This is a genomic window from Micromonospora sp. DT44 (assembly GCF_049841635.1).
Classification (GTDB): domain Bacteria; phylum Actinomycetota; class Actinomycetes; order Mycobacteriales; family Micromonosporaceae; genus Micromonospora.
In genome coordinates this window covers 1-13,227 of the sequence record NZ_JBNCKS010000099.1, presented here as the reverse complement: position 1 = coordinate 13,227, position 13,227 = coordinate 1, and the positions used below count along the sequence as shown (strand labels likewise).

At 70.1% G+C, this 13,227-nt stretch carries 13 protein-coding genes and 1 pseudogene; 5 read left to right on the top strand and 9 right to left on the bottom strand.

All coding sequences use genetic code 11. From position 1 onward, the window contains the following. Positions 1-786 (bottom strand): non-reducing end alpha-L-arabinofuranosidase family hydrolase (locus tag ACLQ25_RS31685; protein WP_425734400.1); only part of this gene is annotated, 786 nt, incomplete at its 3' end. Positions 787-1,099: 313 nt separating this feature from the next. Next, positions 1,100-1,762, bottom strand: a complete 663-nt coding sequence (locus ACLQ25_RS31680; RefSeq protein WP_425734399.1) for a hypothetical protein — start codon at positions 1,760-1,762, stop codon at positions 1,100-1,102. Between the two features lie 184 nt (positions 1,763-1,946). Between ACLQ25_RS31680 and ACLQ25_RS31675 the strand changes: the two genes are divergently transcribed. The 4 genes from ACLQ25_RS31675 to ACLQ25_RS31660 all read left to right on the top strand — a co-directional run bounded on the left by ACLQ25_RS31675 (position 1,947) and on the right by ACLQ25_RS31660 (position 7,525). Further along, positions 1,947-3,164 carry a HupE/UreJ family protein gene (locus ACLQ25_RS31675; protein ID WP_425734398.1) on the top strand — a complete coding sequence of 406 codons (1,218 nt, stop codon included), beginning with the start codon at positions 1,947-1,949 and terminating at the stop codon, positions 3,162-3,164. 143 nt (positions 3,165-3,307) lie between these two features. Then, positions 3,308-5,281, top strand: coding sequence for a fibronectin type III domain-containing protein (locus tag ACLQ25_RS31670; protein ID WP_425734397.1), 1,974 nt, complete (start codon positions 3,308-3,310; stop codon positions 5,279-5,281). A gap of 91 nt (positions 5,282-5,372) precedes the next feature. Then, the gene (locus ACLQ25_RS31665) at positions 5,373-6,440 is read left to right on the top strand and encodes a WxL protein peptidoglycan domain-containing protein (RefSeq protein WP_425734396.1); all 1,068 of its coding nucleotides are present in this window, start codon (positions 5,373-5,375) and stop codon (positions 6,438-6,440) included. 113 nt (positions 6,441-6,553) lie between these two features. Continuing rightward, positions 6,554-7,525: an NADP-dependent oxidoreductase gene (locus ACLQ25_RS31660; RefSeq protein WP_425734395.1), complete on the top strand. Its 972-nt coding sequence runs from the start codon at positions 6,554-6,556 to the stop codon at positions 7,523-7,525. Between the two features lie 3 nt (positions 7,526-7,528). Here ACLQ25_RS31660 and ACLQ25_RS31655 read toward each other — a convergent pair whose 3' ends face one another. From ACLQ25_RS31655 to ACLQ25_RS31625, 7 genes and pseudogenes are all read right to left on the bottom strand, one after another. Further along, on the bottom strand, positions 7,529-8,119 hold the full coding sequence (locus ACLQ25_RS31655) for an HAD family hydrolase (RefSeq protein ID WP_425734394.1): 591 nt from the start codon (positions 8,117-8,119) through the stop codon (positions 7,529-7,531). A gap of 24 nt (positions 8,120-8,143) precedes the next feature. Then, positions 8,144-9,397, bottom strand: a complete 1,254-nt coding sequence (locus tag ACLQ25_RS31650; RefSeq protein ID WP_425734402.1) for an RNA polymerase sigma factor — start codon at positions 9,395-9,397, stop codon at positions 8,144-8,146. Positions 9,398-9,399: 2 nt separating this feature from the next. Next, complete coding sequence (locus ACLQ25_RS31645) at positions 9,400-9,741, bottom strand: YciI family protein (protein WP_425734401.1); 342 nt, start codon at positions 9,739-9,741, stop codon at positions 9,400-9,402. A 105-nt stretch (positions 9,742-9,846) separates the two neighbouring features. After that, on the bottom strand, positions 9,847-10,080 hold the full coding sequence (locus ACLQ25_RS31640) for a hypothetical protein (protein ID WP_425734403.1): 234 nt from the start codon (positions 10,078-10,080) through the stop codon (positions 9,847-9,849). A gap of 70 nt (positions 10,081-10,150) precedes the next feature. Continuing rightward, positions 10,151-10,327: pseudogene (locus ACLQ25_RS31635) on the bottom strand (low temperature requirement protein A); the annotation flags it as partial. A gap of 120 nt (positions 10,328-10,447) precedes the next feature. Then, a complete protein-coding gene (gene trpS, locus ACLQ25_RS31630) occupies positions 10,448-11,506 on the bottom strand; it encodes a tryptophan--tRNA ligase (RefSeq protein ID WP_425734393.1) in 1,059 nt (352 codons plus the stop codon). 278 nt (positions 11,507-11,784) lie between these two features. Next, a complete protein-coding gene (locus ACLQ25_RS31625; RefSeq protein WP_425734392.1) occupies positions 11,785-12,249 on the bottom strand; it encodes a PRC-barrel domain containing protein in 465 nt (154 codons plus the stop codon). Between the two features lie 144 nt (positions 12,250-12,393). Between ACLQ25_RS31625 and ACLQ25_RS31620 the strand changes: the two genes are divergently transcribed. After that, complete coding sequence (locus ACLQ25_RS31620; protein WP_425734391.1) at positions 12,394-12,648, top strand: SCO4848 family membrane protein; 255 nt, start codon at positions 12,394-12,396, stop codon at positions 12,646-12,648. The last annotated feature ends 579 nt before the right edge of the window (positions 12,649-13,227 follow it).

The window sequence follows — 13,227 nt, the reverse complement described above, 5'->3', positions numbered from 1 at the left end:
GTTCTTGGGCGCGAAGTAGAACAGGGTCGGTGCGACGGTGCCGCTGTTCATGGTGTTCTGGCTGGCCGAGCCCATCTCCGACCAGTTGGTGAACAGGCCGAAGTTCATCGACCCCCACCGGGTGCCAAAGTCATGGGTCGTCGCGTAGACGAGCTGCCGGCCGTTGTAGGGGGCGACGGTGAAGTCCTTGAGTGACACCCAGCCCGACTTCGGCTGCGCCAACGCCCCGGTCGAGGACCACCGGTACGACGACGGCAGGTTGCACGTGGTCGGCGGCGGGGTGGTGGGCGGTGGCGTAGTGGGCGGAGGGGTCGTCGGCGGAGGGGGCGTCGGCGGCGGAGTGGTGGGCGGCGGCGTGGTGGGTGTGGTGCCGCCGTTGCAGGTCACCCCGTTGAGGGCGAAGCTCGTCGGTGCCGGGTTGCTGCCCGTCCAGGAGCCGTTGAACCCGAACGACGCCGTGCCGTTGGTCGCGATCGAACCGTTGTAGCTCACGTTCCGCGCGGTCACCGCCGCCCCGCTCTGCGTCAGGGTGGTGTTCCACGACTGAGTGATCGTCTGCCCAGCGCTGTACGACCACGTCAGCGTCCAACTGCTCACGGGATCGCCGAGGTTCGTGATCGTGACGTTGGCGCCGAAGCCACCCGGCCAGTCGGACGACACGGCGTAGTTCACCGAGCAGCCCGCTGCGGCCGCACCGGCCGGCAGCGCCACGGCAACCGTCGCCGACGCCAGTAACGCGACACCGGCCGAGACGACCCCGATATTGGTCGGTCTAAATATGGTCATCGAGCACCCTCCTGACGGGACGGCGGCCCTCACATTCGTGGCAGTGATTGTTAGGTGAGCGTTAACAGCCGCTTCGAGTATGTTACGGGAGCGCTCCCAAACCATCAACCTCGATGTCTCGCCGACTCGTCGACGGCCCAATCACCCCGCTGACCAGGGATTCAGCAGACGAACCCGGGTGTGGGCCGGGCAGGGTGCGGGCACCGTCCACTCTGGGCCGGGCGGTCGACAGTGCGGGTGATGGGGTGCCGTCGCTGTTATCGATAACATCCGCCGTCACGCCACAAGCGGTCGCGGCGAACACAGCGGCAGGTCAGAGCCAGACGACGATGCCGGTCAGGCCGTTGAGCACGGCGGCCACGCCCGCCCGGATGGCGGCCGCGCAGCGCTCGGTCGTGAACGAGCCCGCGTCGTACGTCGAGGACATGCCGAGCCCTTCACCGCGGAACGACGCGCCCTCCCAGTCGACGGCGGTGACGTTGTGGGTGGGCTCGGCCAACTCGGCACCCACGACCAGGAACCTCTCGTCCAGGTGGTTCGGTGTGACCAACGCCAGCGGGTCGATCAGGTCGTTGCCCGCGGTGACGATGAGGTCGGCGTTCATTCCGATCGCCTTGCTGATGCCCGCGACGGCCTCGTGCGGGTCGCCGACGACGACCGTGCGCAGGTCGAGGTGCTCGTCGTCGGCCCAACTCCGTACCGCCGCCACGAGAGCCTTGGTGGGCGCGTCCTCACCCGCGGTCAGCAGCACCACCCGGTAGTCCTTCGACGGGTGCACGTCGGCCCACGATCCGGGCTTCGGCGTGATGGTCGCCTCCGGCGCGGGCGTCCCGGCGCTGTCGACGAATCCCGGGCCGAGCGTGCCGAGCGCGCTCGGCGTGGGATGAGGTTGGGACCAGTCGTCGCCGGAGCCGCAGCCGGCGAGGAGTACGGCGGTCGCGGCCAGCAGGGCGACGGCCCGAAGCGGGGGGCGCAAGGTGTTCGTCCTTCTTTCGATGACTGAGGCAGGTGCGGGTACGACTCGTATTCCTATCCCAGATCCGGCGGCCCGCGATCCGCGAGCGGCCGCTGCGGATATTTGTTCGCCATCGGTTCGTCGGCGGGCGGGTTCTTGTTCACCCGCGACGTGCAGCGTGCACTGGCCAACCGAGGGGAACCGCATGCTGGGGCACATCCGTCGTACCGTCGTCGTCGCCGTTGTCGCATTCGCGGCGACGGTGCTTCCGTTCTTCAGCGGTGGAGCGGCGTTCGCGCACGGCTTTTCGTCGACCGTGTACGCGAAAATCCTCCCCGGAGACGAGGGTCACATCCGCGCCGAATTGGGCCTCGAATACGACCTCCTCGTGGTGTCGGCCGCCGACTCCGGTGACGATGACCCACTCTTTCGGGTCGGAACCGCCGCCTTCGAGGCGGGTGACCCGGACGCCCAGGCTGCCGCGCTGAAGGCCCACGCTCCGACGGTCCTGCGCTACGTCGCCGACCGCCTCTCGGTGACCGCCCGTGACGCGGCCTGTCGGCCCACCCAGGTGGGCGACGCCACGGTCAGCGTTCGTGACGGCGTGCCGTACGCGAACCTGCTGCTCGACTGGACCTGTCCCGAGCGGGTCGCCGAGCACGAGGTGCGCAGTGGTCTCTTCCCGGACCACGAGGCGTACGTCAAGGGCACCAAGACGATCGTCACCTACCAGATCGACGGCCGGTCGGGCAGCGCCGCGCTCGACGCCGCCAACCCGTCCTTCTCGACAGCCCAGACCGCCTACCAGCGGTTCGGCGAGTTCTTCCTGCTGGGGGCCGAGCATCTGCTGTCCGGCATCGATCACATCCTGTTCCTGCTGGCGCTGATCGCCGGATCGCGGCGTCTGCGGGAGATCGTGCTCGCGGCCACCAGCTTCACCCTGGCGCACTCGGTGACGTTCCTGCTCGCCGCCCTCGGCCTGGTCGACGTGCCGGCCAGGGTCGTGGAGCCGGTCATCGCGCTGTCGATCGCCGTCGTGGCCGGCTGGCACCTGTGGGGGATCTGGCGGCGTGGTGACCACGCGACGGATCTGGAGACGACCGGACGCGGTCATCTCAGCCTGGACCGCCGTGGGTGGATCCGCCTCGGTGTCGTCTTCTGCTTCGGCCTCGTGCACGGGCTGGGCTTCGCGGGCGCACTCGGCATCGACGAGGCGTGGTCCTGGACGCTGCTGTGGTCGCTGCTGGTGTTCAACGTGGGTATCGAAGTCGTCCAGTTGGCGATTATCGCCGCCGTCTTCCCGCTGTTGTTCGTGCTGCGCCGCCGTGCGCCGAAAGCGGGCCTCTGGGCGACCGGTGTGGTTTCCGCAGGGGTGTCCATCATGGGCCTGATCTGGTTTGTTCAGCGCGTCACCGGCTCGTGAGTACGGCTAACCAGTTCGTGAAGTGCAGCCGCTCGCAAGATCGCGTTAATGATCGGTTCACCAGCCGACGAAAGCTTTGGATTCGCTTCCCCGCGCTCGCGGAGGAACAATCCATTTATCTATTCGAAAAGGGAACAATGTCGATGACATTGAGCACCTCGACACGGGCCGCCGGGCTCGTGCGGCGGCGCGTTGTCGCCGGGGTCGTGGCCGGATTCCTGGGAGTGGGCGTGGCCCTCGGCAGCGGTGTGCTGACCGCCGCCAGCGCCGCCGACCCCACCACGGTGTCCGGCATCGTCCTCGGCGTCGGCGCCAACGAAACCCAGCGCATCGTGTCCTGGTACTCCTCGGCCGACACCGCCCAGAAGATCCAGCTCGCCCCGACCGCCGAGATCGTCAGCGGGGAGTTCCCGGCCAGCGCGATCAGCTTCGACGCTGTCGGCGCCGCGAACACCTCCACGACCGGTTACAACCGGCACGCCACGATCAGCAACCTGCGGGAGAACACGGCGTACTCGTACCGGGTCGGCGCCGAGGGAAGCTGGTCGCCCACGTACACCTTCAAGACGCGGGACTTCGAGGGCGACTTCGACTTCCTGTTCTTCGGCGACCCGCAGATCGGCGCCTCCGGTGACGTCGCGCGGGACCAGGCCGGTTGGGCCGAGACCCTGAAGGTCGCCACTGCGGCGAACCCGAACACCGAGCTGCTGGTCTCCGGCGGCGACCACGTCGAGTCCGCGAACGACGAGAACCAGTGGAACGCGTACCTCTCCCCGGACCAACTCCGGCAGTACCCGACGGCCGCCACCATCGGTAACCACGATGTCGGTGGCAAGTCCTGGGAGCAGCACCACTTCACCCCGAACACGGACCGCTCGGCCCAGTACTACAACGGGGACCAGTCGACCCGCTCCGGCGGTGACTTCTGGTACGTCTACAAGGACGTGCTGTTCATCGACCTGAACAGCAACAGCTACGTCAACCCGACCGACGGCTCGCTCGGCGGCGACGCGGCGCACGTCGCGTACGTCTCGGACATCGTGAAGAAGCACGGCTCCGAGGCGAAGTGGAAGGTGCTGGTCTACCACCACTCCATCTACTCGGCGGCGAGCCACTCGACCGACGCGGACAACAAGAACCGCCGCAAGGACTTCACGACCGCCTTCTCCGATCTCGGCATCGACATGGTGCTGCAGGGTCACGACCACGTGTACACCCGCAGCTACTCGATCAAGAACGGTCAGAAGGAGAACCCGGCCGAGAAGCCGGGCGCGGCCGACGTGTTCCCCGGCCCGGGCGGCGTCCTCTACGTGACGGCCAACTCGGCCTCCGGCTCGAAGTACTACGACATCAAGAAGCCGGACGGCTCCGGCACCGGCGTCGAGGGACTCGGTCCGGACCCGCTGAACCCGAGCAACTACTGGTTCAACTCGGTGGAGAACCAGGAGCACGTCCGCAGCTACGTCAAGGTCGGGGTCAAGGCCGACAAGCTGGTGCTCCAGAACATCCGCAGCGGCACCTGCGCGGCCCCGAACGCGGCCGTCGAGAAGGGTCTGTCCTGCGCCAACACCGCCGAGGGGCAGCCGGTCGGCTCGATCGTCGACAGCACCACGATCCACCCGTACCACGGTGACGGTCAGGCCATCCAGGTCAACGTGCCCAACCCGGCCCCGGGTGAGTTCGGCTGGACCATCGACGGCTACAACGGCCTGGTCGACCTGGGCACCGCGCAGGAGCGCGGCGGCGCCTACTTCGAGGCGACCGGCAAGATCAACCCGATCCTCGTGTCGGACAGCCGTCGTTCGCTCGCCCCGTGGTCGATCTCGGCCAGTGTCGGCGACTTCTCCGACGCCGACAAGACGTTCTCCGGCTCGTACCTCGGCTGGACCCCGTACGTCCTCGACGCCGGCGCGGGCGCGGCGGCCGGCGCTCCGGTCCTGTCGTCCCTCGACGACCAGGGCAAGGGCCTCTCGGTCTCCAGCGGTCTGGGCGCGGCCGTGCAGGGTCACCCGCGCGGCGGGGCCAAGCTCGGTGCCGACCTGGACCTGAAGATCCCGGACAGCATCGCCAAGGGCAGCTACCGCACCACCCTCACGATCACTGCCCTGAGCAGCTGATCGAGCCTGTTCCACCGGGCGGGGTAGGCACCTTTCGGGGCCTACCCCGCCGCCGGTTCACCCGCCACCAAGATCACTTCGAGGACCTGAGATGCGACCGTCCGTAACGCGCTGGAAGACACTCCTTCGTACGACCGTGCTGTCCCTGCTCGCCGCCGTCGCGGCGGCCGGCGTCGGCGGCGGCCCCGCCCTGGCGGCCGACGGCAACGTCGCCTGGACGGTCCGGACGGCCTCCAACAGCTACGGCGAAGCCCGGTCCAGCTACAGCTACAACGTCAATCCCGGCGGAACCGTCGAGGACGCCATGGTGGTGGCCAACCGTGGCCCGGCGCCCCTGACTCTCGCCGTGTACGCCGCCGACGGCTTCACCACCGACGCGGGGCAGCTCGACCTGCTGACCAGGGACAAGAAGTCCGTGGCGGTCGGCGCCTGGGTCAAGCCGAGCGCCGGCGGCGTCGTGATCCAACCGGGGAAGACCGCCCAGGTGCCCTTCACGATCGCCGTTCCGACCAACGCCACGCCCGGCGACCACGTCGGCGGCATCCTGACCGCCCTGACCCAGACCGACCAGGCCGAGGGCATCAACGTGGACCGTCGCCTCGGCATCCGGATCACGTTGCGGGTGGGCGGCGAGCTGAAGCCGACCCTCGCGGTCGAGAACCTCCACGTCAGGTACGACGGATCGTCCAACCCCCTCGGCAAGGGCGACGCGACCGTCGCCTACACGATCCACAACACCGGTAACGCCGCCCTCTCCGCCAAGCAGTCGGTGTCGGTGTCGGGGCCGTTCGGCGTCCTGCGTGCCCGGGCCGGTGACATCGCCGCGCCGCCGCAACTGCTCCCGGGCGAGAGCTGGGACGTGACGGTGCCGGTGCACGGTGTCGCGCCCGCCGTCCGGCTCGCGGCGACCGCCACCGTCACCCCGCTGCTCACCGACGCGTCGGGCTCCACCACCCCGCTCACGCCCATCGAGGCGACGGCACACGGCTGGGCCCTGCCGTGGACGCTGGTGCTGGCGCTCCTCGTGCTGATCGCCGCCGTCGTCGGCGCGTACCTGTACCGCCGCCGCTCCCGGTCGCGGCGCAAGACCCGCGAGGACGCCCGGGTGCGCGACGCCGTCGAGCAGGCACTCCGTGGCCCGCAGCCACAGACGTCCTGAGCACTCGACGAGCGGGCGTCGCCCTTGTGGGTGAACGGCGGCTGGCATCCGGTCGGACCCGCCCCTGAGGCGGCATGCTGCGACGGTGACGCCGGCCCGGAGAGGAAGCCCCCATGGTTGACGCGGACGTGCCAGAGCTGATGCAGGCCGCGGCCCTCGACGAGTTCGGCGGGCCAGAGGTGATCACCCTGCGCAAGCTCCCCGTGCCCGAGGTCGCCGCCGACGAGGTGCTGATCAGGGTCCTCAGCGCCGGCGTCGGGGTGTGGGACGCGTACGAGCGGCAGGGCATGTTGGTGCCGGAGGGCTCGTCCCTCCCGATCGTCCCGGGCTCGGACGGCGCGGGGACGGTCATCGCGGCCGGCGACAAGGTGACCGGCCTCGCGGCGGGCGACCAGGTCTACGTCTCCGCCACCACCCGGCCCAAGGGCGGCTTCTACGCCGAGTACGCGGTCGTCAAGGCCGAGTACGCCGCGAAGCTGCCCGACGGCCTACCCGCCGAACACGCCGGTGCCATGCCCACCGACGCGCTGACCGCGCTGGCCGGGTTGGACACCCTCACCCTGCCGGCCGGCGCCTGGCTCCTGATCTTCGGCGCGAGCGGCGGCCAGGGACACCTGGCCGTGCAGTTGGCCAAGCGGCAGGGCCTCAACGTGATCGCGGTGGCCTCCGGCGCGGACGGCGTGGCGCTGGTGACCCGGCTCGGCGCCGACGTGTCCCTGGACGGCCACGGCGACCTCGCCGAGATGCTCACGACGATCCGGGACGCGGCCCCGGAGGGAGTGGCCGGCATCCTGGCGATGGCCGGCGGCGAGACGCTGGACCGGTTGACCGAGACGCTGTCCGACGGCGGAGTCGTGGCGTACGCCCACGGGGTGCGGCCGGAGCCGAGCGAGCGCCCCGGGATGACGGTTCGCGCGTACGACGGCGTGTCCAACCCCGGGCAGTTGCGGCGTCTCAACGAACTCGTCGAGGCCGGCCCGTTCGTGGTGCACGTGGCCGAGAAGTTCCCCTTGGGCAAGGTGCGGGATGCGCACCAGCGCCTGACGACGTCGTACTCCGGCAAGCTCCTGCTGACGATCGCCTGAGGGTCAGGCGGTGCGCTGCTGCGGCACGCGTACCGACGCCATGCCGGCCGCCGTCGCGGCCTGGATGCCCAGGTCGGTGTCCTCGAAGACCAGGCAGGACTCCGGGGGTACGCCGAGCTGCCGGGCCGCGAGCAGGAACGCCTCCGGGTCGGGCTTGGCCCGCGTGTAGTCCTCGGCGCACACCAGCACGTCGAACCGGTCCAGCAGGTCGAGCGCCTCCAGGGAGGCGGTGACCGCGGCCCGGGTGCTGCCGGAGACGACGGCGAACGGTACCCGCCGGTGCGCCTCGTGGATGTGCGCCACCACCTCGGGCACGGCGGCGACCTGCGGCAACAGCTCCTGGTAGATGCGCTCGCGCTTCTCCACGACCGTCGCCACCGGCATCGCCAGACCATGGCGCTCGTTCAATGCCACGATGATGTCGGCGGTCGGCCGGCCACCCCAGGCGTAGAAGAGATCCTCCGGGAACTCACAGCCCCACTCGTCGAGGGCTCGCTGCCAGGCCACGTAGTGCAGCGGCATCGAGTCGACGATGGTGCCGTCGCAGTCGAACAGGTACGCGGCGAACTCACCGGGCGGCAGAGGCAGAGTCACCGGGGAAGGGTACAGCGACCGTGTTCAGTCACCGGTGACGGATGCCAGGCGGCGGCGCAGGTGCGCCCGTTCCGGCTCGGTGCCGACCAGCGCCAGGGCGTCCCGGTACGCCGCCGCGGCCTCGTCGAGACGGCCGAGCCGGCGCAGCAGGTCCGCCCTGGTCGCTGGATACAGGTGGTAACCCCGCAGACGCGGGTCGTCGGCCAAGCCGTCCAGCAGGGCGAGCCCCGCATCCGGCCCGTCCCGCATGGCCACGGCGGCGGCCCGGTTGAGCGCCACGACCGGCGACGGCACCATCCCGAGCAGCACGTCGTAGAGCGCCACCACCTGCGGCCAGTCGGTGCCGGCGACGTCCGGGGCCTCGTCGTGCAGAGCGGCGATGGCCGCCTGCACCCCGTACGGCCCGGGCCCCGGCCCGGTCAACGCGACCAGCACCAGCGCCCGCCCCTCGTCGATCATCGAGTGGTCCCACCGTGCGCGGTCCTGGTCGTCGAGGAGGACCACGGCACCGTCCGGTGCGGTGCGTGCCGCACGTCGCGCGTGCACCAGGAGCAGTAACCCGAGCAGCCCGGCGACCTCCCGCTCGGCGGGCAGCAGCCGGCGCAGGATCCGGGCCAGCCGGATGGCCTCCTCGGCGAGGTCGGTCCGTTGGAGATCGGGGCCGGCACTGGCCGCGTACCCCTCGGTGAAGATCGAGTAAACGGCCTGGAGCACCGTGGGTAGACGCTCGGGCAGCTCGTCGACCCCGGGCACCCGGAACGGGATGCGGGCGTCGCGGATCTTGCGCTTGGCGCGAACGAGTCGCTGGGCCATGGTCGCGTGCGGCACCAGGAAGGCCCGAGCGACCTCCGCCGTGGTGAGCCCGGCGAGAAAGCGCAGCGTGAGCGCCCCGCGATCCTGCGCGGGCAGGGCCGGGTGGGCGCAGGTGAAGAAGAGTGCCAGCCGGTCGTCGGGCAGGTCCGGATCGGCGTCGGCGGGCGGCGCGGGGTCGGACCGCTCGGCCTCCGCCCTGAGTACGGCCAGCCGGGTGGACAGCACCCGGTCCCGGCGCAACCGGTCGACGGCGCGACGGCGGGCCGTGGTGAGCAGCCAGGCGCCGGGCCGGCTCGGGACACCGTCGACGGGCCAGTGCACCAGCGCCGCCTCGATCGCCTCGGAAGCCACCTCCTCGGCCAGGTCGAGGTCGCCGAAGCGGTGCACGAGCGAGGCGAGGAGCCGACCGTGTTCCTCCCGGAACACCGCCTCGACCGACCCGGCTGCGGCCTCCGTGTCCGCCACGTTCAGACCCCGACCTCGATCTCGGCGACCGGGCGCACCTGCACCGACCCGTTGCCGGTGGCGCCGGGACTGCGAGCCGCCCAGTCCAGTGCGACGTCGAGATTCGGCACGTCGATGATGTCGTAGCCGCCGAGCACCTCGCGGGTCTCGGCGAACGGCCCGTCGGTGATCGTGCGTTCGCCGTCCGGGCCGACCTGCACCGTGGTGCAGGTGGTCAGATCCTGCAACGGATGCCCGGAGACCCAGATCCCCGCGTCCTTCATCTCCTGGTCGTAGCGGATCCAGTCCTCGAAGGTGCACCCGTTGCCGGTCTCGTCGTTCGCGGGACTCATGAACAGCAGCATGTACTTCACGTCTCGACTCCTCTCGGTGCGGCAGGGTCGCCGCACAGCATGACGACGAGCGACGGCCGGGGTTATCGACACGACGCCCGGACATTTTCCGAACCGTCAGGGACGGGTCGCCCGAGCCGGGTCGACCGGTTCGTCTCGCCGGTCGAACCGCCGTTCGTTCCAGGTCATTGCGATCAGGAGGACGGTCAGCACGGCGAGCGCCGCCAACGGCGCGAGGGTAAGACCGACCGGCAGCAGGGCCAGCGGCAGCAGCGCCGCGACGACCTGCGCCGGATGAACGGCGCCGGTCAGCCGACGGAGCACCAGCCTGCTGAGCAGGTAGACGGTCACACCGCCATAGAGGGCGCCCGCGGCTTCCCAGCCCAACGGGCCCGTGTCGGAGGGGTCCGCGGACCAGGCCGACGTCCGCGCGCACGAGATTGCCCACCCAGGTGTACGGCCCCCACGAGTAGAGGAGCAGCAGGAGCAGGAGCAGTCCCTGGGCCAGGGTGAGCAGCGCGGTCGGCGGCTGCGCCATGAACGCGATGACCCGGGTGAGCGCGAAGACGAAGACCAGGTCGAAGAAGATCTCGAACATCGTCGTCCGGTGCGTGGCACCCACCACGACCGGACGAATTACCCTCATCCTGGCATTCTGCGCCCTCGGTGAGCAGCCTCGGGTCTCCCCGTCACAACGGGAAGACCCGAGACGTCCGCGTCAGGCCGGCGCGTCCGTTCGGCGCCGGCTCCGCTCGGCCCGCCGGCGCACCTGTTGGTACGTCCCGGTCAGCCCCATCGCCCGGCGTACCTCCGTCAGGGTCTGGCGTACCTCCTGCCGGGTGCGCTCGGTGCCCTCGACGATCAGCCGGTCGACGAGCCCCCGGTCGGCCTCGATCACCGCCCGGCGTTCCCGGATCGGGGCCAGGAACGCCTCCAGCGCCTCGACCAGCCGCTCCTTGACCTCTACGTCGCCGACCTGCCCGGCCCGGTAACGCCGGGCCAGGTCGTCCACCTCCGCACGGTCGGGGTTGAACACCTCGTGGTACGCGAAGACCGGGTTGCCCTCCACCGTTCCCGGCACGTCGGCCCGTACCCGGTTCGGGTCGGTGTACATCCCGCGCACCTTGCGGCGCACGGTGGCCGTGTCGTCGGACAGCGCGATGGTGTTACCCCGGCTCTTGCTCATCTTGGCGATGCCGTCGGTGCCCACCAGGCTGGGGTTGTCGGCCGGGATCAGCTCGGGCACCGGGAAGACCGGCCCGTACAGGTGGTTGAACCGCCGGGCGATCTCCCGGGTCACCTCCACATGCGCGGCGTTGTCCCGGCCGACCGGGACCACCTCGCCCTTGACGCAGAGGATGTCGGCGGCCTGGAGCACCGGGTAACCCAGCAACCCGTACGGCATCTCCTCCTTGCCGGCGTCGCGGGCCATGTCCTTGAGTGACGGCACCCGTTCCAGTCGGGGCACGGTCACCAGGTTCTGCAGGAGGGTGTTCAGGTCGCCGACCTCGGGAATCGCCGACTGGAGGTAGAAGGTGGCCCGCGCCGGATCGACGCCGGCGGCGAGGATGTCGGTCACCATCTCGCGGGCGTTGCCGGAGACCTGGTCGATGTCCTCCCGGCGGTTGCGGGTGGTGAGCATGTGCAGGTCCGCGATGATGAAGAAGCTCTCGTAGCGCTGGTGCAGCCGCACCCGGTTGGCGATGCTGCCGACGTAGTGGCCAAGGTGCAGGCGGCCGGTGGGCCGGTCGCCGGTGAGCATGCGTGCGACGGACATGGTGATGTGCCTTTCGTGCGGGTAGGTGGGTCACGCGTTGGGCGCGCGCCGAGCGGGGCGAACTCGCCCCCTCGGTCAGCGGAGAACAGGGCTCAGCGAGCCGTCCGCCATCGCGCGCCGGCGCGGTACCGCAGACCACCGGCACGAAGTAGGTCCAGAAGTTGCTCGCGGCCGTCGCCGGAGCTGGTCAGGGACGCGGACACGACACTGTGCGGGAGACCGTCGACCACATCGACGGCCTCCGGTACGCAACTGCCCGTCCGGACCACCAGCTCAGATTACCCGCGGCGCTGCTCCGGGGGTGGCACGTGACGGTCCGCGTAGTACCGGCCGACGCGGTCCCGGTACCCGGAATCGAACGACGCCGGGTCGAATGGCGGCGCGTCCTTGATCTCCTGCCGGGTCCGGTCGACGTGCACGACCCGGTCCGAGTGGTCGACCCGCTCCACCGTGCCCGCCGGCACGAGCACCTTCTGGCCGAGGATCCACGGTCCGGTGTCCACCACCAGGTGTCCGGCATCCGCCGCGTCGCTCGCCTCGTCGATGGTGCCGATACGTCCGTCGCGGGCCTGCACGTGATAGCCAACGAGGTCGATCGGGGTACCCGGACCGGGGGCGTCCGGACCGTCGTGCCGGCCGTCCGTGTCCTCGGACGGGCCGGTCGAGGGCGTGGCCTGCGTGTATCCGCCGGCCAGCGCGGACGGATCGCGCCAGGCCCAGGGGTTGAAGATCGAGGGTTGCACGGGTCGCCTCCGGGGGACGGCATCGCCTGTCCCCTGACTCAGTGCCCTGCCCGCCGGTGCGGGAAACGAGGGCCGGCTCTCCCGCCGGACGGCGGTCAGTGTCGGAATCGGCGGTGCCCAGCTCCGCTGACATACTCGGCAGTCATGGTGCTGTCGCGCGGGTGGTCCGCCTTCCTGGTCGGGGTCGGGGTCTGGACCTGGGTGATCTGGCCGAGGTTCGCGGTCGCGATCTGGCAGGACCCGCGGTCGTGGGCGTCCGCCACGGTGGGCGACGGCGCGCCGACCAGTTTTCTGTGGGTGCACGCGCTTCTGATCGCCGCGTCGCTGGCCATCGGCACGACGGTCGGGGTGCTCGGCATCCGCAGCTGGCTGGTCGCGCGCCGAGGCGGAACGTCCTGAGCTGCGGAAACGCGTATCGGGCGCGAGTGTGACGCGGGACGCTACCCCCCCGATTTGACGATCAAACCCACGGACGCGTAACTTTCTCTCTGCCAGCGCGGAACGGGGCAAACAGGGCGAAAGTCCTGAAGCCACGAACCGGGTGGGCAGCCGGGTCAGCTAGGGGTTCGCTCCTGGAGGCGCGGTTCGGGCGGTGCACACCTGATCTGCCGGGAGGCGGATTTGGTGCAGCGGAACCGACCGGGTAAGGTTCACGACCGGCAGGGCACCGGGCGCGACTGTGGGAGACCACAGCGGCCGGTCTGCCAAATCCGACGACCTGACGCAGGGGTTCGCTGCTGCGTGAGTGCGCCGGGACCAACCCGCACGAAGCACGACAGACCGGGTCACACCGGTTTGACACGGCCGAGACGGTGAGGTAACGTAGTAAAAGTGCCCGGCGCGAGAGCGACGGGGACGCGGAACGAAAAGCCCCGGGATGAGGGCCCACTGGATGGGCCTGCTGATCGGTGTGTGGTTGTTCTTTGAGAACTCAACAGGGTGCTTGTAAAGCCAGTGCCAATTATGATTTATACCCCG